This is a genomic window from Candidatus Thiodiazotropha endolucinida (genome assembly GCF_001715975.1).
Classification (GTDB): domain Bacteria; phylum Pseudomonadota; class Gammaproteobacteria; order Chromatiales; family Chromatiaceae; genus Thiodiazotropha; species Thiodiazotropha endolucinida.
Genome location: NZ_MARB01000026.1, coordinates 23,797 through 42,546, shown reverse-complemented (window position 1 = coordinate 42,546; position 18,750 = coordinate 23,797). Strand labels below are relative to the sequence as shown.

Below are 18,750 nucleotides of genomic sequence, written 5' to 3'. Positions count from 1 at the left end.
AATCGTAGAGGCAAAGATGGCTATTCAAGCAACCCAGACAACCGGACAGGTTATTGGTTTCGTTCGCCAGGTAATTGGTGAAGTGAAGGCAACCGGCAGTGATGGCGTTACCAGAATTCTCCAGGTTGGCGACCTTGTCTTTGCCGATGAACAGATCGCGACAGGCGAGCTCGGGAGCATCGAGATTGTATTCAATGACGGTGGCAACCTGACCTTGGGCCGTAATTCACAGGGCCTGCTCGATGCCGACGTCTACCAGACAACCACTCCCGAGGATGGATCTGAATATGCAGCGTCAATCGATGCAATTCAACAGGCAATCTTGTTGGGTGAAGACCCAACAGCCATTCAAGAGGCGCCGGCTGCCGGTCCTGGTGATTCTCCAACAGGCAACGAAGGTTCAAGTTTTGTCACTGTTGAACGGACAGGCGCTCAGACAACACCCGAGAGCGGATTTGAAACTGCAGGATTGACAATCAGTTTTGCCCAATCCGATGAGTCGTCAACGATTATTGACCTTCTGCCCACCATTGATCTGGATGGTGACGACAATTCACAGGTGGGTGTCGGCTATCTCAGCCACTTTACGGAGAATGGCGATCCTTTGCCCATCGCCGATGCGGATATCCAGGTCTCCAATCCGGATGGCACGGTACTGGAAAGTGCAAGAATCGTACTGACGAATGCTCAGTTTGGCGATCAGTTGGATGTATCAGCGATTACCGGTTTGAATGTTGAGGTGGACAGTAGTGTGCCCGGTGTCATCACTGTTTTGTTGAGTGGCACTGCTACACCGCAGGTGTATGCCCAGGCGATACGCGATATCGGGTTTATCAATACTACAGATAATCCTGATGAAACACCTCGTATAATAGAAGTGACAGTTAATGATGGTGAGTTTGACAGTAATACGGCTGTCACAACTATCACAGTTCAAGCGGTCAATGATCCCCCAGTTATAGACCTCGACAGTAATGATTCGACTGACAGTGGTTATGATTACCTGACAATCTTCACCGAAGGTGAGTCTGCAATCTCAATTGCCGATTTTGATGCTGCAGTATCGGATGTTGATGATGAGACATTACAGAGTGCAACAGTAACATTGACTAACCCTCAATCGGGCGATGTACTGGCATTTGGCAATATGCCGGCAGGCCTGTCAGCAGTGGTCGATGGCCATACCATCACAATCAGTGGTGAAGCTTCTTTGGCAGACTATCAGAGCGCCATACAAGCTATTACTTTTGAGAATACAAGCCAAAATCCATCTCCTGAGACTCGTCTCATACAAGTTACGGTGAATGATGGGGAACTCGATAGCGACATTGCAGTTGCCCGCATAGAAGTCGTAGGTGTTAATGATGTTGCGGTAATCGATTTGGATAGTGATGACAGCAGTGCGCCCGGAAACGGTTATGAAACAACCTTTATTGAGGATGGATCGGCAGTATCGATTGTAGACGAAGATGTCGTTATTACTGATGTCGATGATACAAATATCGAGAGTGCAACCATTATATTAACCAATCATCAGTCATTTGATCAGTTGATCGTGCGCGGTCTGCCGATTGGTATTACAGCAACAGTTGATGATATCTCTGTAACATTAACGGGCACAGCAAGTCTTGCGGATTACGAACAAGCCCTTCAAGCAATTCATTTTGTTAATACCAGTGATTATCCACAAACAGTTGATCGTATTATCAACATTACAGTTAATGACGGTGATGGCAATAGCGATACCGCAGTTTCCATAATCCACGTTATTCCTGTTAATGACCCACCCGATGCAGAAAATGACATAGTCGCAACTCAGGAGAATACCCCGGTAGGTATTTTTGTGCTCGGAAATGACTCAGATCCAGAGGGAGATCGGCTCTTAGTTACAGGCAACACGCAGCCATCCAATGGTACGCTGGTCCAAAATTCTAATGGCTCATATCAATATACACCCAATGCCGGTTTTACTGGGACAGACTCTTTTACATATACAGTCAGTGACGGAAATGGGGGGTTTGATACAGCCACAGTAATGATTGCGGTGGCAGGTGTAAATGATGGGCCTGTTGCCATTGGCGACAGCGCGAGTACAAATGAGAATACTCCAATCACTATTGATGTACTCACAAATGATTCAGATCCGGAAGGAGATGTGCTGAGCATCACCTCGGTCACCCAAGGGACTAACGGATCAGTCACTATTGATCCGGTTACCGGTAATCCTATTTATACTCCAGCACCGACTTTTACAGGAATCGATACTTTTACCTATACAATTACAGATGGCAATGGTGGTACGGATACAGCAACGGTGACTGTGACTGTAGGTGGTGTAAACGATGCGCCTGTTGCAATCGACGACACCGTGGGGACTAACGAGGATACCCCGGTCACCGTTGACGTACTGCCTAATGACAGTGACCCAGACGGTGATACCCTCACTGTCACCACCGTGACTCAGGGTACCAACGGTAGTGTTGCCATTGATCCGGTCAGTGGCAATCCGGTCTATACCCCGAATGCGGACTTCAACGGTACGGATACCTTCACCTACACCATCGACGACGGTAATGGTGGGACGGATACCGCGACCGTCACTGTGACCGTGGGTGCAGTCAATGATGCCCCTGTGGCTGTGGATGACAGCATTGGAACAGATGAGGATGTTCCAGTCACTGTCAATGTACTGCCAAATGACAGTGATCCAGATGGTGACGCGCTGACAGTTATCGCCATAACCCAGGGCTCAAATGGTTCGGTTACCATAGATCCAATCAGTGGCAACCCGGTTTATACACCAAACACGAATTTCATCGGCACGGACACCTTTACCTACACCATCGATGATGGCAATGGTGGTACGGATACCGCGACCGTCACTGTGACCGTGGGTGCAGTCAATGATGCACCAGTGGCAGTTGATGACAGCATCGGAACAGATGAGGATCTTCCAGTCACAGTCAATGTACTGCCAAATGACAGTGATCCAGACGGTGACGCGCTGACAGTTATCGCCATAACCCAGGGCTCAAATGGCTCAGTTACCATAGATCCAATCAGTGGCAACCCGGTTTATACACCAAACACGAATTATATCGGCACGGACACCTTTACCTACACCATCGATGATGGCAACGGCGGGACTGATACAGCCACGGTGACCGTAACAGTAGGTGCGGTGAATGATGTACCGATCGCCACCGACGACACGGTTGGTACGAACGAAGATACCCCGGTCACCGTTGACGTACTCCCCAATGACAGTGATCCGGATGGTGATACACTGACCGTGACTGCTGTGACCCAAGGTACCAATGGGTCGGTTGCTATCGATCCGGTATCAGGTAATCCGGTTTACACACCTGACCCAGACTTTAATGGGACCGATACCTTCACCTACACCATCGACGATGGCAATGGTGGCACCGATACCGCGACCGTTACTGTGACCGTGGGTGCAGTCAATGATGCACCGGTTGCTACCGATGATACGGTTGGTACGAACGAAGATACACCGGTCACCGTTGACGTACTCCCCAATGACAGTGATCCGGACGGTGACACCCTGACCGTCACAGCCGTGACCCAGGGAACTAATGGTACTGTGACGATTGACCCAGTCAGTGGCAATCCGATCTATACACCGGATGCAGATTTCAATGGTACCGACACCTTCACCTATACCATCGACGATGGCAATGGTGGGACCGATACAGCCACGGTGACGGTCACTGTGGGTGCGGTGAATGATGCACCGATCGCCACTGATGATGCGGTGGGTACGAACGAAGACACGCCTGTAACGGTGGATGTGTTGCCGAACGACAGCGATCCGGATGGCGATTTGCTGACGGTCACCGCTGTGACTCAGGGTACAAACGGATCGGTATCCATCGATCCTGTTTCAGGCAACCCAGTCTATACCCCGAATGCGGATTTCAATGGCACCGATACCTTCACCTATACCATCGACGACGGCAATGGTGGGACCGATACCGCGACCGTTACTGTGACCGTGGGTGCGGTGAATGACGCACCGATTGCCACTGATGATGCGGTGGGTACGAACGAAGATACACCGGTCACCGTTGACGTACTCCCCAATGACAGTGATCCGGATGGTGATGCTCTGACCGTGACAGCGGTCACTCAAGGTACCAATGGGTCGGTTGCTATCGATCCTGTTTCAGGCAATCCGGTCTATACGCCAAATGCGGATTTCAATGGCACCGATACCTTCACCTATACCATCGACGATGGCAATGGTGGCACCGATACCGCGACCGTTACTGTGACCGTAGGTGCCGTGAATGACGCACCGATTGCTACCGTCGACACGGTTGGTACCAACGAAGATACGCCAGTCACCGTTGACGTACTGCCCAATGACAGTGATCCAGACGGTGACACCCTGACCGTCACCGCTGTGACTCAGGGTACAAACGGATCGGTATCCATCGATCCTGTTTCAGGCAACCCAATCTATACACCGAATGCGGATTTCAATGGCACGGATACCTTCACCTACACCATCGACGGCGGCAATGGTGGGACGGATACCGCGACCGTGACAGTCACTGTGGGTGCGGTGAATGATGCACCGATCGCCACTGATGATGCGGTAGGCACTAACGAAGATACCCCGGTCACCGTTGACGTGTTGCCGAACGACAGTGATCCAGATGGCGATACACTGACCGTGACTGCGGTCACTCAAGGTACCAATGGGTCGGTTGCTATCGATCCGGTATCAGGTAATCCTGTTTACACACCTGACCCAGACTTTAATGGCACGGATACCTTCACCTATACCATCGATGATGGCAATGGCGGTACCGATACTGCGACCGTGACGGTCACTGTGGGTGCGGTGAATGACGCCCCTGTGGCTGTGGATGACAGCATCGGAACGGATGAGGATGTTCCAGTCACAGTCAATGTACTGCCCAATGACAGCGACCCGGATGGTGATGCTCTGACGATCACTGCTGTGACTCAGGGTACAAATGGATCAGTATCCATCGATCCTGTTTCAGGCAACCCAGTCTATACTCCGAATGCGGATTTCAATGGCACCGATACCTTCACCTATACCATCGACGACGGGAATGGTGGGACCGATACCGCCACGGTGACGGTCACTGTGGGTGCGGTGAACGATGCACCGATTGCCACCGACGATGCAGTCGGCACTAACGAAGATACGCCTGTTACAGTGGATGTGTTGCCGAACGACAGTGATCCAGACGGTGATGTGCTGACAGTCACCGCTGTGACTCAGGGAACCAATGGCATGGTGATGATTGATCCAGTCAGTGGTAATCCGATCTATACGCCGGATGCAGATTTCAATGGTACCGACACCTTCACCTATACCATCGATGACGGTAATGGCGGTACCGATACCGCGACCGTGACAGTCACTGTGGGTGCGGTGAATGATGCACCGATCGCCACTGATGATGCGGTAGGCACTAACGAAGATACCCCGGTCACCGTTGACGTGTTGCCGAACGACAGTGATCCAGATGGCGATACACTGACCGTGACTGCGGTCACTCAAGGTACCAATGGCTCGGTTGCCATCGATCCTGTTTCAGGTAACCCTGTTTACACACCTGACCCAGACTTCAATGGGACCGATACCTTCACCTACACCATCGACGATGGCAATGGTGGCACCGATACCGCGACCGTCACTGTGACCGTGGGTGCAGTCAATGATGCCCCTGTGGCTGTGGATGACGCTATTGATACGGATGAGGATGTTTCTGTCACTGTCGATGTTTTACCGAACGACAGCGATCCGGATGGCGATACGCTGACCGTGACAGCGGTCACTCAAGGTGCCAATGGCTCGGTTGCAATCGACCCGGTATCAGGTAACCCAGTATACACGCCGGACCCAGACTTCAACGGCACCGACACCTTCACCTATACCATCGACGATGGTAACGGTGGCACTGATACTGCCACGGTGACGGTCACTGTTAAAGAGGTTAATGATCTACCTGAAATAACTCCTACAACAGCTGCGGTTTCTGAAGAGGGTTTGGTTAACGGAATGCCTGATAACACAGGCACACCAACTGATACAACTGATAGTGTAACTGACAGCGGTAGTATGTCTGTAAGTGATCCTGAAGGAGATACCTTGACCGTGTCATTGACAGAGCCTGGAGTCGCTATGACATCTTATGGTCAGCCCATAACCTGGACGGGTGATGGGACTGATTTGCTCATAGGTTCTGCGGGAGGTTCAGAAGTTCTACGCATATCCATAGATCAGGCTGGAAATTATACTGTTACATTATCGGATAGGGTGGATCACCCGGTTGTCGGCCAGGAAGATGTTATTTCTTTCGATGTGGATGTTACTGTAGATGATGGTACGGATAGTGTGTCTGCACCGCTTACTATTCAGCTTGAAGATGATGCTCCAAAAGCAGGTAATATTTCCGCCAATATATATATCGGAGTTGACTCACTGGGAATACAAAATCTCGCCGCTGGTTGGACCAATCCTGTGTTCATCAATGGCACGGGAGATGTGACCCAGCAAGATACGGATACAGACGGATTTATTGATAATCTGTTATGGGGCAGTGTCCCAAGTGGTGGATCTCAATCAGGATATAGTTTGGTAGACAACCCAGTATTTACTGGGGGTGGCGAAAGTGTGCTGATTGGGGAATCGTTCAAGCTAGCGGATTTTTCGCACAATAACTGGCCTATATATAGCAACTCATCCACACTGGATCAGGTCACTCTTACCATTGAAATGGATGTGGTGGTCAATGATATCCCAACCACAGTACAGTTCGATGTCTTGATGGATCATAATGAGACACCAAATAACGGTGCTGATCCAAGAGATATCATAACGTTGCCCGCTCAAGCGGTGACGTTTTCCATTGGCGGTCAGGAGTATGAGGTCAGAGTGGATGGATTCATGGATGCCAATGGTCAGATCGTATCCACCATTCGAACAGACGAACAGGCGGTGAATCCGTTTGAGATCATGGGGAGTATCGTTTCCACTGATACTCTTCCCGTGGTTACGGGGAGCGTGTCAAACATAACAGGTGGTGATGGATCCGTATCCAATGTGATCTGGGGTGATACAACAAGCCCATATGGCAATCTGACAGTTGATTCCAGCGGCGCCTACTCCTTCCAATTGAACCGTGATACCAAAGATGATTTGGCCCCCGGGGATACGATTACTGATACTTTCAGCTATTCGATTACGGATGAGGATGGTGATATTTCCAGTGCGACACTGACCATAACAATCGGCGGTTACCAGAGTATCGATGGATCGGCTCTTGCTGATATCTTGAGAGGTACTGCTGCAGATGAGTATCTATCTGGATATGAAGGGAATGATACCTTGCGAGGTCGTGGCGGCGATGATGTTCTTGATGGTGGGTCAGGGAGTGACCAATTACGCGGCGGCGGCGGAAATGATACGCTGATCTTCGATTCTGCTGATAGTCTAATCACCGGGAATGCCGGTTTCGACACACTCATTGCACCTGATAACGATGACCTTGACTTCAGTAGCATATCCAATATCAGAAACATTGAGAGGATAGATCTCACAGTAGGCAATCACGACATCTTGAATCTGAGTGTCACTGATGTGTTGACTATGACTGACAATGATAATTTGCTGGAGGTTCTGGGTGACACCTCTGACAGTGTGGAACTGACGAACGATTGGCATGAATCGGGTAATTCAGTCACCCAAAATGGTCATACCTTTATCGAATATCTCAATACGGATGATAGCGTGACCCTGTTGATAGAAGACCAGGTGAATGTGACGATTCTTTAACCCGTCACAGCTGAATCGAATTTATACAGTTAAGGGCCCCATGCGGGCCCTTTTTTTGCTGTGAGGGTAGCAGGGTGTGTAAATAAAAATTCACATAGTTTTACAGCATACAGCTTGATCATTGGTATTCGTGTATGTAGATTGCAAAATTATTGTAACTAATTGTATTTAAATAAAAAATGTTTCATGTTATGCTGATTTGCGCAAACAAGGTTTGGTATTTGACAGTCGAAAGGGATTGATTGTTGAAGATGGAAGATAGCGCAGCCGCCACTATGCTTCACGCAATGGAAATACCTTTAATCTAGCGTTTAAGTTAGCTGCTAATATGCCGATATTGAATGCTAACTGGTTCACAAAAATTGAAAAATGATTTTAAATATTGACGTACATATGGTTGGTAACTTGTTCGTGAAGTCTGGTATCACAGCCCTGTTTTTTATTCTTTTTAGTCCTGCATATGCTTTGGATCTGCGTACAGCGGTGGAGCATGCAATCATAACCAATCCTGAGGTGCTGGTGGAATCCAACCAGCATCTATCCCGTCTAGAAGAGTTGGATCAGGCAAAATCTGGCTATATGCCGTCTATCGACTTGAATGCAGCAGCGGGGTATGAGCGGACTGACAATAATACGACCCGGGCCAGCGGTGATGACTATCGCTCTCTGACTCGTAAAGAAGCCAGTTTGACGCTGAATCAAATGTTGTTTGACGGATTTGCCACTCAAAGTGAGGTGGATCGTCAGAATGCCAGGGTTGAAGCACAGCGAAGAGTGCTTGAGAGCGCCAGTGAAAAACTTGGACTTAAAGCTGTGGATACCTATATACAAGTCCTTCTGCATCGGGATCTGATGGCGCTTTCATCGGAAAATCTACAGGCCCATGCAAGAATCTACGATCAGGTGGAACTGAGAAGCAATTCCGGTGTTGGCAGAACTTCAGACCTGGCACAGATTACGGGTCGACGTGCTTCTGCCTCGGCAAATATGCTATCTGACGAAGTGAATCTCAAAGACGCAGAAACAAACTTTCTACGTGTGGTAGGGTTGTTGCCGAAAGCGCTCGAACCCATAGATGCGGTGAATGAGATTCTGCCGCAAACTCAGGATGCTGCCATACAGCTTGCACTTGAAAATCATCCGACATTGAAATCAGCGAACGCTGATGTTACTGCTGCTGTGGCTCAATACAAGGCATCCAAAAGTGCTCACTATCCGCGCCTGGATCTTGAACTCGGGGCAAGATACGGTGATGATCTGGATGGCGTGGAAGGGCGTGATGACGATCTCACGGCAATGCCTCGGATGCGTTACAATTTGTTTGCCGGTGGTAAGGATCGGGCACGTAACAGGCAAAATGCCCATTTGGTCAACGAAGCCAAAGAGATTCGCAACAACACCTATCGCCAGGTTGTGGAAAGCGTCAGGTTGTCGTGGTCGGCCTATGATGTCACTCAAAAGCAACTGGTGTTTCAACAGGAACATGTACTTGCCAGTGAAAAGACCCGTGATGCCTATGCCAGGCAGTTTAACCTCGGTAAGCGCTCATTGCTCGATTTACTGGACTCTGAGAATGAGTTGTATGAGGCAAAGAGAGAAAAAGCCAAGACCTGGTACGATCACATATTCTCCCAATATCGCCTGATTGTAGCTATCAATAAGTTGAAGGCACATCTCGACATAACTCTACCTGAGACCGTAGAAGATGGTGAAAAGCTACACCAGGCCTATAGCGATGTGGCCAATAAAAGCACTGTTTCGGATGAAGTGGCTCCATTGAAGTCGGTCCTGGAACAACCGGTTTCACTACAATAATAATAATCAAAGAAGCTCTGAATAAGCCATGGACGGTTGCCTTGCAGCTGAATAAAAGCCACCTCTATTTTTATCAGTCTTGGTAATTGGCCGACTTTGATATGCAATTGACGCCTTGATCAAGGAATATCCGTTCACATTCTGACTCGATCAGATTTGCTCAGAACTTCCTTGATCCATCTATCCATTTCCCGGCATTGTAAGTTTCGGATTTCGACCAAATCACTTTCCCACCGCATTTGAGGCTGGTCTGCCCTCCACTTTGGGATACGCGATTTTTCGTAGTCACTCGCTGTAGATTTGTTGAAATCCTATACAAACCCTTTTGAATCCATCTGCTAGGATAGAGCGTAGATCAAAAAAAATGCATATTGTTTAGTAAGGTACAAGCCCATGGATCCCCGTAAACTGATCGTCCTGCTCTTAGTGGCACTGCTGGTGTTCGCCTTTTTTCTGTTTGATCTGGACAAGGTCCTGACGCTCGACTATCTGAAATCCCAACGAGATGGAATCATCTCGTGGAAGGATTCAAACCCATTACTGGCCACAGTGGTTTTCTTTATCGTTTATGTGGCTGTCACTGCGCTGTCACTTCCCGGTGCGGCTGTCATGACTTTGGCAATAGGTGCGGTTTTCGGCTTGTTGTGGGGCTTGGTACTGGTTTCATTTGCCTCCACTATCGGTGCCACGCTTGCCTTTCTGATTGCCCGTTTTCTGCTTAAGGATACGGTGCAGGATCGTTATGGTGACCGTTTAAAGGCGATCAATGAGGGAATGCGGAAGGATGGCGCCTTCTATCTCTTTACCCTGAGGTTGGTACCGATTTTTCCATTTTTCGTGATCAATCTGTTGATGGGTTTGACGCCTATTCGCACCTGGACTTTCTATTGGGTCAGCCAGGTCGGTATGTTGGCTGGAACAGTGGTCTATGTAAATGCGGGTACACAGCTCGCTACTCTCGATTCGGCATCCGGAATTCTCTCACCGGGTTTGATCGGATCCTTTGTGTTGCTGGGACTCTTTCCGTTACTGGCAAAAAAGTTAGTCACATTGTTAAAACAGCGCAAGGCGTTGAAGGATTGGGAACGCCCGGAGGCATTCGATCAAAACCTGGTGGTGATTGGAGGCGGTTCCGCGGGACTGGTCTCGGCATATATAGCCGCGGCTGTGAAATCGCGGGTGACGCTGATTGAAAAACACAAGATGGGGGGTGACTGCCTGAATACAGGTTGCGTGCCTTCCAAGGCGCTGATCCGTAGCGCGCGCATTCTGAGTCAGAGTCGCAGGGCTCAGGAGTGGGGCTTTGATGCCATCGATGTCAAGTACAACTTCAGCAACATCATGGAACGGGTGCAAAGAGTCGTCAAGGAGGTTGAGCCTCACGACTCCGTGGAACGCTATACGGGGCTCGGTGTGGAGGTCATCGAGGGTGAGGCGCGTATCACATCACCCTACAGCGTGGAGGTCAACGGTATAGAAATTCGAACCCCTCATATCATCGTTGCCACTGGTGCCGGCCCCTTCGTGCCACCGATAAGCGGTATTGATCAATTCGATTACCTTACCTCGGACAATCTTTGGAAAATGCGCGAACTGCCCGAAAGACTGCTGGTATTGGGGGGCGGTCCGATAGGATGCGAGTTGTCTCAGGCCTTTGCCCGGTTCGGCAGCAGGGTCACCATTGTCGAAATGATGCCCAGGTTGATGATACGAGAGGATGAAGATGTGGCGGATCTGGTGACACAACAATTCAAGGAGGAGGGCATCAACCTGCTGGTTGGGCACAAGGCGGTGGAATTCGTCAAAGAGGAGGGTGAAAACTTATTGATCTGTGAACACAATGACACACAGAAAAAAGTGCCGTTCGATCAGGTGCTGGTTGCCGTCGGCCGGAAACCCAATACCGGCGGATTCGGCCTCGAGGAGTTGAATGTGGCACTCAACCCGAACGGTACCATTGAGACCGATGAGTACCTCCAGACATCTATTCCAACTATCTATGCCTGTGGTGATGTGGCGGGTCCATACCAGTTCACCCATACCGCCGGCCATCAGGCTTGGTACGCGGCAGTGAACAGCCTGTTTGGGATATTTCGTCGCTTTAAGGTGGACTACTCGGTGATCCCGTTTGCGACCTTTACCGATCCGGAGGTGGCACGGGTGGGGCTCAATGAGCAGGAGGCGAATCAGGAGGGTATCGAGTACGAGGTAACGAAATTTGATCTTTCCGAATTGGATCGGGCGATTGCGGAAGGTGAGACCCGCGGTATGGTGAAGGTACTGACGCCACCCGGCAAGGACCGGGTGCTTGGGGCAACTATCGTGGGCGAGAATGCAGGTGAACTGATCGGAGAATTCACAGCAGCCATGAAACACGGCTTTGGCTTGAACAAGATACTCGGCACGATTCATATCTACCCGACGCTGTTCGAGGCCAACAAATATGCCGCCGGAGCCTGGAAACGTGCCCATAAGCCGGAAAAGCTTTTGTCATGGGTGGAGCAATACCATGCCTGGCGAAGGGGGTAATGGGGGGATTGTTCGAACCACTCAGCTTAAGGGAAAAATTATGATATTCTGATGCTGAAATAGATGAATTGCGAAGGGTGAGTAGCATGCAGTTGCGCCACATCATCACAGTTTTTTGTATATTGCCTCTTGCGGTAATTGCCGATACCTCATCGTGGCAAGGTCAACTACAGGATGGCAGCCATATTTCCATCGATTCGGATACCAATAAGGTGTCCCGCACCGCGGGGGGAGAGACCACCCCACTATGGGATGGAGTACACAAACTCGACAACGGGGCAGTAATCATTGTACGCGATGGTGTTGTCGTCAAAGACCGTGTCATTATCGATGCTCAGCGGGAACAGGAGCGAGATCGCCTGAATGCAGCCTGCATGCAGTTGGTGAAAAAAGTTTGCGGTATGCACAATGAGTGCGATTCCAGTCCCGCATGCGATCCCGCACGCCAACTGTTTGCGATGGAGCGTACTGAGCTGAGCAGCAGTTGGTCAGGTGTTATTCTTGAAAGCTCTACACAATGCCTTGAAGCATTGGGAAATGAGACCTTTTTTCAGGCCTGCGATAGACGTTCATCCGGGCATGAGACACCCTGTGAAAAACTGCATGACAAGGTATGTGGCAGTGATAATCAATGCGCATCAAGAGAGGCTTGCAATGCAGCGAGCCAGTTGATCTCAATGGAACAGCAGGACATGCACAGTGTTCCAGGCGGATTCACCTATGCAAGCGCGCAATGTCGTGATGCACTGGTCGATGACTCTGACTACTTCAGTGCCTGTGAATAATCAGAGATTTTAGTGTTGACAGGCAATAGGGTGTGAAAATCCCTAGCGGCGAATCAGCCATAAAATAAGAGTGATCAGTGCGCTTACCAGCAGCATGCTGGTTAAGGGGAGGTAGAAACGAAAGTTTTCCCGCTCCACCACAATATCACCCGGTAATCGTCCAAAAGGGATTTTATCGATCCATGGCCAAAGCAGACCTAACAAGAGTGCGGTTATCGCCAATCCAAACAGGAACTTTTGCATTGTCACTCACCGATCCTTCACTCGTTTTATTCCAGAAATCCGACATTTTGTAGTTCACATAAGGTGTCGGTTAGTTTGACAGACCTGATCAAAATCGGATTGCATTTCAATCAATAAGATAGCGAAATTTTGTTGAATATTAACGAATCTGCGATTTTTTTAATGGCGTCACCGTCGATTTTCTTTACAAAGCAGTTAGAAAATCTTCAGCAATCTCGTATAAGCAGGCAATAAATCAAAGGATTACTGTTTTGGCAATTATATTGCATGTATTTTAGTAAGAGGTTAATCGCGGAGCAGCGGCATGTTGAAACTACGAGAACAGCTGAATACATGGCCTGAAGATCCTGCATGGCCTGATCCATTTGATAGTGATCCCTACGATATCAGGTTTTGAGCACGCTTTGGCCGACCTTGATGTCATCCGATCACTTGAAACCGGACTTCCCTCATGGCATGGCGAGTAACTTGGTGTGCCGGTCGTTACTGCTGAGCGTCAAAAACGGCTGACGATTCAGACGAGACCAATCCTTCCACCTGATTTCTTCAATATTCCGGCTGGTTACCGCTTCCGATTCAAACTGTCGGATGAATTGTTACCTGCTTTTAAAAAAAAAACCCGGCAGGGGATGCCGGGTAGGAAAGATCACTTGAGGGAGAAGTGATATGATTAATGGATAAACAGGCCGCCATTGACAGGCAGATTGGCGCCGGTGATATAGGTACTCGAGTCGTCTGCGAGGAAGGCCACGGCATGGGCGATCTCCTCTGGCTGCCCCATGCGCCGCATGGGTATACCACTGATTATGGCGTCGCGAACGTCATCCCGCATTGCTGCGGTCATCGCGGTTTCGATATAGCCGGGTGAAATTGTATTGATCGTCACACCCTTTGCTGCACCTTCGTAGGCCAGTGCCATGGTAAAACCATGCATACCCGCCTTGGCTGCAGAGTAGTTGGCTTGACCGAATTGTCCCCTCTGACCGTTCACAGAAGAGATATTGATGACCCGGCCGAATCCACGTTCGATCATGCCGTTCCAGACTGGACTGGTAACATAGAAGGCACTGCTCAAATTGGTATCGATGACTGCATCCCACTGCTCAGAGGTCATCTTTTTCATGGTCGAATCCCGGGTGATACCGGCACAGTTGACCAGGATATCCACCGAACCGTATTTTTCGACAATCTCACTCATCAAAGCGGACCCACCCTCAGAGGTGGAAACATCTCCAGCAATAACATCAACTTCCGCACCCTGATCCTTCTGTTTCTCTACCCAGCTATCCACCTGGTCCACTTCCGATGGATGGCAGGTGGCGACGACTTTTGCCCCTTCCCGGGCGAGACGTAAACAGATTGCGGTACCGATACCGCCCATACCACCAGTGACTACAGCGAGTTTATCTTTACAGCTCATTCTTATACTTCCTCAATGTCTGGTAGCCTAAATCTCTAGAGTGACCAGTTAGCGTTATTCAACTAATTGACCGCTCTGGCAAAAAAATCCCAATTCAATCTGATTAAGCCGTTCTTCCTGCAACATTATCCCTGTAGTCGAATCAGGTGCCTGCATGCTTCATCACCGATCAAGCTACAGATTCAGGTTAATGAAAAACCGGCGGCAGGGCCGCCGGTTATCGATAGGTCAATCAAGCAATGGCGCGATTAAGCGGCCTTCTCAGCGACTTTGCTGATCTTTTCGTTTGCGGTTGCCAGGTTGCTCTCATACCAGCCGCGGACCTCTTCGCCGGTCTTCTGGCTCAGCTCGACAGCCTCGCGGGTCTTGCTCATCAGGTCTTCACCCAGTTTACGGGAAAGATCCATCTGACCACGGACGACCTCTTGGTAGTCTTTGGCTTCGGAAACAAGCTTCAGTTGTTCCATGCTGGTGTTCATGAGGGTATTCAGGGTGTTCATCTGAGCTTCCATAACCTGATTCCAAGCCTTCAGGCTGATGTCGCTCAGCTGACGGAAACTCTCGTAACCGGCTGTGTTTAAATCACTCATCATCTCGATGTTCTCTTTCGCTTTAGCCATGATATATGCTCCTGTTGGTTGTGCATTGCAGCATTGTTGCAGTGCAGCATAGTCCACTGGAAAGCGGCTGTCAAGAGAAATTTGTGCACCGCACAAATTTTCTGTTTTTCATGCGATTTCTTGGGTATGCCTATGAGGATCTTGACTAATACTATTAATATCAAGAAGTTATGGTGTAATTTAAGGGGGGGATACTAGGAATCTTCTTTTTTTGTGTTGGGAAAACCTGCGGCTGTCAAAAAATCTTTCTGCAAATCGGTCCACATTTTCATATTGCTCTGGGCCAGATTTGTCATCGCAGTAAACGGGTCTTCGCCCAGATTATTTTTTAGCTGCTCCTGCTGCGCTGTAAAGAGCCCAAGGCTCTGCTCCAAATAGTTGCCGAAAATCCCTTGCAGGGTGCCGCCATAGAAACGGATGATCTGGGAAAGCATGTTGGCGGTGAATAGGGGCTGACCGCCAGATTCCGTCTCCAGGATTATCTGTAGCAGGATATTGCGTGTTATGTCCTCCTCGGAGGTGGAATCCACGACTTTGATCGATTCACCGCTGATGATCAGTTGGCGGAGCTGCGTCAATGTGATGTATTTGCTTTGTTCAGTATCGTACAACCGACGGTTGGGATATTTCTTTATGATGCGCTCAGACATGACCCTGCAACTGTTCCTGGATATCGTTGGCGACCAGTTTACCTCAAACAAGGCACCGAGAATATTAAATGAGGCACTGAAAGTGTGGAAATCAGCGGTAAAACCACTTATTCAGGCTCTCGGGACTGGTGTGCCGGAACTGAATATGGGTTGGATATGGTTCCTGCCATACCCAACCCATTTGCAGATTAAAAACCGCTTTTTTCAGCAATAACCCGCATTTTCAGGCTTGATTCAGACTTTTTCGACCGCCATGGCGACACCTTGGCCACCCCCGATACACAAGGTTGCGAGGCCTTTTTGGGAGTCGCTGCGCTTCATCTCATGCAACAGGGTGACCAACACACGGCAGCCGGATGCCCCAATCGGGTGTCCCAAGGCAATGGCGCCACCGTGGACATTCACTTTCGAGCTATCCCAGCCCATCTCCTGATTTACACACATGGCCTGGGCCGCAAAGGCTTCGTTTGCCTCGATCCTGTCGAGGTCATCGACCTTCCACCCCGCCTTGTCCAGACACTTGGTAGAGGCGGGAATGGGACCGGTGCCCATGATTGAGGGATCGACACCGGCCGATGCAAAGGCGACGACCCGTACCATTGGTGTGAGCCCCAGCGCTTTTGCCTTGGTCTCGCTCATCACCATGACAGCAGCAGCCCCATCGTTGATTCCGGAGGCGTTACCTGCAGTGACGCTGCCTTCCTTAGAAAAGGCAGGGCGCAGTTTGCCGAGAGACTCGGCCGTAGTGCCCGGACGCGGAAACTCATCACGATCGAAGACGATGGGATCTCCTCGGCGTTGTGGGATTTCGATAGGAATGATCTCATCAGCGAATACACGCTCATTCAGTGCCGCCTCCGCCTTCTGTTGCGATGCAGCGGCAAAGGCATCTTGATCTTCACGGCTGAGATTGAATTTACCTGCAATATTCTCGGCTGTGGTGCCCATGTGATAGTTGTTGAATGCGTCCCAAAGGCCATCGACGATCATGCTGTCGATCATTTTCCAATCGCCCATTTTACTGCCATTGCGTGAATTGGGGAGTAGATGGGGCGCCATGCTCATGTTTTCCTGACCTCCGGCAATGACGATGTCGGCATCACCGCAAGCCACGGCCTGCATAGCTAAATGTACAGCTTTTAGGCCGCTGCCACAGACTTTGTTGATGGTCAGGGCTGATGTTTCAACGGGCAATCCGGCCGCGATAGCTGCCTGACGGGCGGGATTCTGTCCGGTTCCTGCGGTCAGGACCTGGCCAAGAATCACTTCATCCACCTGTTCCGGCCCGACACCGGTACGCTCAAGCAGTCCCTTGATAATAGATGCTCCCAGCTGATGGCCAGGTATACCGGCCAGGCTGCCACCAAACGAACCGATGGCGCTTCGGGCTGCGCCGACGATGACGATATTCTCACTCACGTTGGGTAATCCTCATGTTTTATGTTTATTGAATGGCCCGTCATAAGGCTCAAAACGGACACCGAATGGCGTTTCACATCAGCTTTCTGGGTATCTGAATGCTGAATGCCGCCTAAGTTGTAGCAAAAAATGTTGCAGCGCACAAATTTTATTGCTAGCTTATTTAGGCATGAGTGTCGAGTTTAGGTTTTGTTATGTCTGGGATGGCCGTTTGGCTATCTGGACTCAACCGGGCCTTACTTCGACACATTCAATCAATGATATTAATCGACACTGCGTCGCAAACACGGGACTAGACCATGAGTGAATCTGCATTCTGGAACGAGGACTGGATGAAGACCCAGCAGAAATACTGGGAAACCTGGACCGATATGAGCCGTCAGGCAATGGGCATGAAGCAGCCGGTAAAATCGCCCCTGGAGAGTGCCATGGAGCATTGGTGGCAGGGCCTGTCACCCGGGGCCAATGATATGACCCGTGATTTCATGAACAAGATGATGGAACAGACCCAAAGTTATTTCCGAATGGCAGAGGGCTATTACAAGAATGCCGGTCATAGTAATGACTGGATGGATACGGCCAATCGTACGGTCGCCGACCTGCAGAAGCTGTTCAGCGGAAACATGGAGGGCATTTTCGGGAATACCGAGTCTGCGGGTGATGACGCGTTACATAAGATGATGGCGTTCTGGGAAATGCCGATGGACAACTGGCAGCGCATGATCTCCTCACTGTCGCTGATGCCTGGTGACCTACTGCGCAATATGCCTCATACGGGTGATCTGGACCGCTTTCTCAGCGCTCCCGGTCTCGGCTACACCCGTGAAGAGGAGAGACAGTATAAGCAACTGACGCAGCGAGTGGTTGAATACCAGCGTTGCCTGGGTGAGTACATGGGATTCTTTTCCAACCTGGGCATGCTTTCGGCGAATCGATTGAAAGAGAAGATCGATGCGTTGATTGATGAAGGCAATCAGGTGGATAGCGCGCGTGGACTCTATGATCTCTGGGTTGGAAGCAGTGAGGAGGTCTATGGTGAACAGGTGATGACGCCTGAGTACGCCAAAATTCACGGTCGCCTGGTCAACAGCCTGATGGCGCTGAAGCATAAGCTTGGACAGCTGGTGGATGAGGCACTGGGTGGCATGAATATGCCAACCCGCAGAGAGCTGCGAACCCTGCAGGACAGACTCCAGGAATCACGCCGTGAAAGTAAGGCAATGCATGCCGAGATCGAACTGTTGAAAGAGCAGATGATCGAACTGCGTAGTCTTGCCACCAACAAGCAACAAACTGCACCGACCAAGCGGAGCTCCACGCCGAAGAAAAAGGCTGTTGCGAAAAAGAAGGCGGCTGCCAAGAAGAACTAGGCTGACTGCAGTGACATGCGTTAGTGGATTCACCCGTGTGAAATGAACAAATGGCC

At 49.9% G+C, this 18,750-nt stretch carries 11 protein-coding genes; 6 read left to right on the top strand and 5 right to left on the bottom strand.

Features of this window, described 5'->3' with window-relative positions:
- Positions 1–16 precede the first annotated feature (16 nt).
- The 4 genes from CODIS_RS17535 (at position 17) to CODIS_RS17520 (ending at position 12,972) form a co-directional block, all read left to right on the top strand.
- Positions 17–7,843 carry a retention module-containing protein gene (locus CODIS_RS17535; RefSeq protein ID WP_069127500.1) on the top strand — a complete coding sequence of 2,609 codons (7,827 nt, stop codon included), beginning with the start codon at positions 17–19 and terminating at the stop codon, positions 7,841–7,843.
- Positions 7,844–8,308: 465 nt separating this feature from the next.
- On the top strand, positions 8,309–9,658 hold the full coding sequence (locus CODIS_RS17530) for a TolC family outer membrane protein (RefSeq protein WP_162420276.1): 1,350 nt from the start codon (positions 8,309–8,311) through the stop codon (positions 9,656–9,658).
- Positions 9,659–10,051: 393 nt separating this feature from the next.
- Entirely contained in the window at positions 10,052–12,187 is a 2,136-nt protein-coding gene (gene lpdA, locus CODIS_RS17525) for a dihydrolipoyl dehydrogenase (RefSeq protein WP_069127495.1), read from the top strand.
- A gap of 86 nt (positions 12,188–12,273) precedes the next feature.
- Positions 12,274–12,972 (top strand): hypothetical protein, encoded by a 699-nt coding sequence (locus tag CODIS_RS17520; RefSeq protein ID WP_235615271.1) that lies wholly within the window; start codon positions 12,274–12,276, stop codon positions 12,970–12,972.
- Between the two features lie 42 nt (positions 12,973–13,014).
- On the opposite strand, the gene CODIS_RS17515 is transcribed toward CODIS_RS17520, so the two are convergent.
- The 4 genes from CODIS_RS17515 to phaR form a co-directional block, all read right to left on the bottom strand.
- Complete coding sequence (locus CODIS_RS17515) at positions 13,015–13,215, bottom strand: DUF2905 domain-containing protein (protein ID WP_069127490.1); 201 nt, start codon at positions 13,213–13,215, stop codon at positions 13,015–13,017.
- Between the two features lie 670 nt (positions 13,216–13,885).
- Positions 13,886–14,635: an acetoacetyl-CoA reductase gene (gene phbB / locus CODIS_RS17510; protein WP_069127487.1), complete on the bottom strand. Its 750-nt coding sequence runs from the start codon at positions 14,633–14,635 to the stop codon at positions 13,886–13,888.
- A 248-nt stretch (positions 14,636–14,883) separates the two neighbouring features.
- Positions 14,884–15,255 carry a phasin family protein gene (locus CODIS_RS17500; RefSeq protein ID WP_069127482.1) on the bottom strand — a complete coding sequence of 124 codons (372 nt, stop codon included), beginning with the start codon at positions 15,253–15,255 and terminating at the stop codon, positions 14,884–14,886.
- A 194-nt stretch (positions 15,256–15,449) separates the two neighbouring features.
- The gene (gene phaR / locus CODIS_RS17495; RefSeq protein WP_069127480.1) at positions 15,450–15,905 is read right to left on the bottom strand and encodes a polyhydroxyalkanoate synthesis repressor PhaR; all 456 of its coding nucleotides are present in this window, start codon (positions 15,903–15,905) and stop codon (positions 15,450–15,452) included.
- On the opposite strand from phaR, the gene CODIS_RS17490 reads away from it, so the two are divergent.
- Entirely contained in the window at positions 15,904–16,119 is a 216-nt protein-coding gene (locus CODIS_RS17490) for a hypothetical protein (RefSeq protein ID WP_069127476.1), read from the top strand. The two genes, phaR and CODIS_RS17490, sit on opposite strands and share 2 nt — an antisense overlap.
- A 20-nt stretch (positions 16,120–16,139) precedes the next feature.
- Here the strand turns inward: CODIS_RS17490 and CODIS_RS17485 are convergent, their stop codons facing one another.
- Positions 16,140–17,324: an acetyl-CoA C-acetyltransferase gene (locus CODIS_RS17485; protein ID WP_069127469.1), complete on the bottom strand. Its 1,185-nt coding sequence runs from the start codon at positions 17,322–17,324 to the stop codon at positions 16,140–16,142.
- Positions 17,325–17,623: 299 nt separating this feature from the next.
- Here CODIS_RS17485 and phaE point away from each other — a divergent pair, with 299 nt between their 5' ends.
- Entirely contained in the window at positions 17,624–18,694 is a 1,071-nt protein-coding gene (gene phaE, locus CODIS_RS17480; RefSeq protein WP_069127466.1) for a class III poly(R)-hydroxyalkanoic acid synthase subunit PhaE, read from the top strand.
- Positions 18,695–18,750: the final 56 nt, after the last annotated feature.

Excerpts from the sequence above, each read along its gene's own strand:
- CODIS_RS17520 (WP_235615271.1), top strand. The coding sequence starts at position 12,274 with ATGCAGTTGCGCCACATCATCACAGTTTTTTGTATATTGCCTCTTGCG.
- phbB (WP_069127487.1), bottom strand. The coding sequence starts at position 14,635 with ATGAGCTGTAAAGATAAACTCGCTGTAGTCACTGGTGGTATGGGCGGT.
- CODIS_RS17535 (WP_069127500.1), top strand. The coding sequence starts at position 17 with ATGGCTATTCAAGCAACCCAGACAACCGGACAGGTTATTGGTTTCGTT.
- CODIS_RS17515 (WP_069127490.1), bottom strand. The coding sequence starts at position 13,215 with ATGCAAAAGTTCCTGTTTGGATTGGCGATAACCGCACTCTTGTTAGGT.
- CODIS_RS17490 (WP_069127476.1), top strand. The coding sequence starts at position 15,904 with ATGACCCTGCAACTGTTCCTGGATATCGTTGGCGACCAGTTTACCTCA.
- phaE (WP_069127466.1), top strand. The coding sequence starts at position 17,624 with ATGAGTGAATCTGCATTCTGGAACGAGGACTGGATGAAGACCCAGCAG.
- phaR (WP_069127480.1), bottom strand. The coding sequence starts at position 15,905 with ATGTCTGAGCGCATCATAAAGAAATATCCCAACCGTCGGTTGTACGAT.
- CODIS_RS17500 (WP_069127482.1), bottom strand. The coding sequence starts at position 15,255 with ATGGCTAAAGCGAAAGAGAACATCGAGATGATGAGTGATTTAAACACA.
- lpdA (WP_069127495.1), top strand. The coding sequence starts at position 10,052 with ATGGATCCCCGTAAACTGATCGTCCTGCTCTTAGTGGCACTGCTGGTG.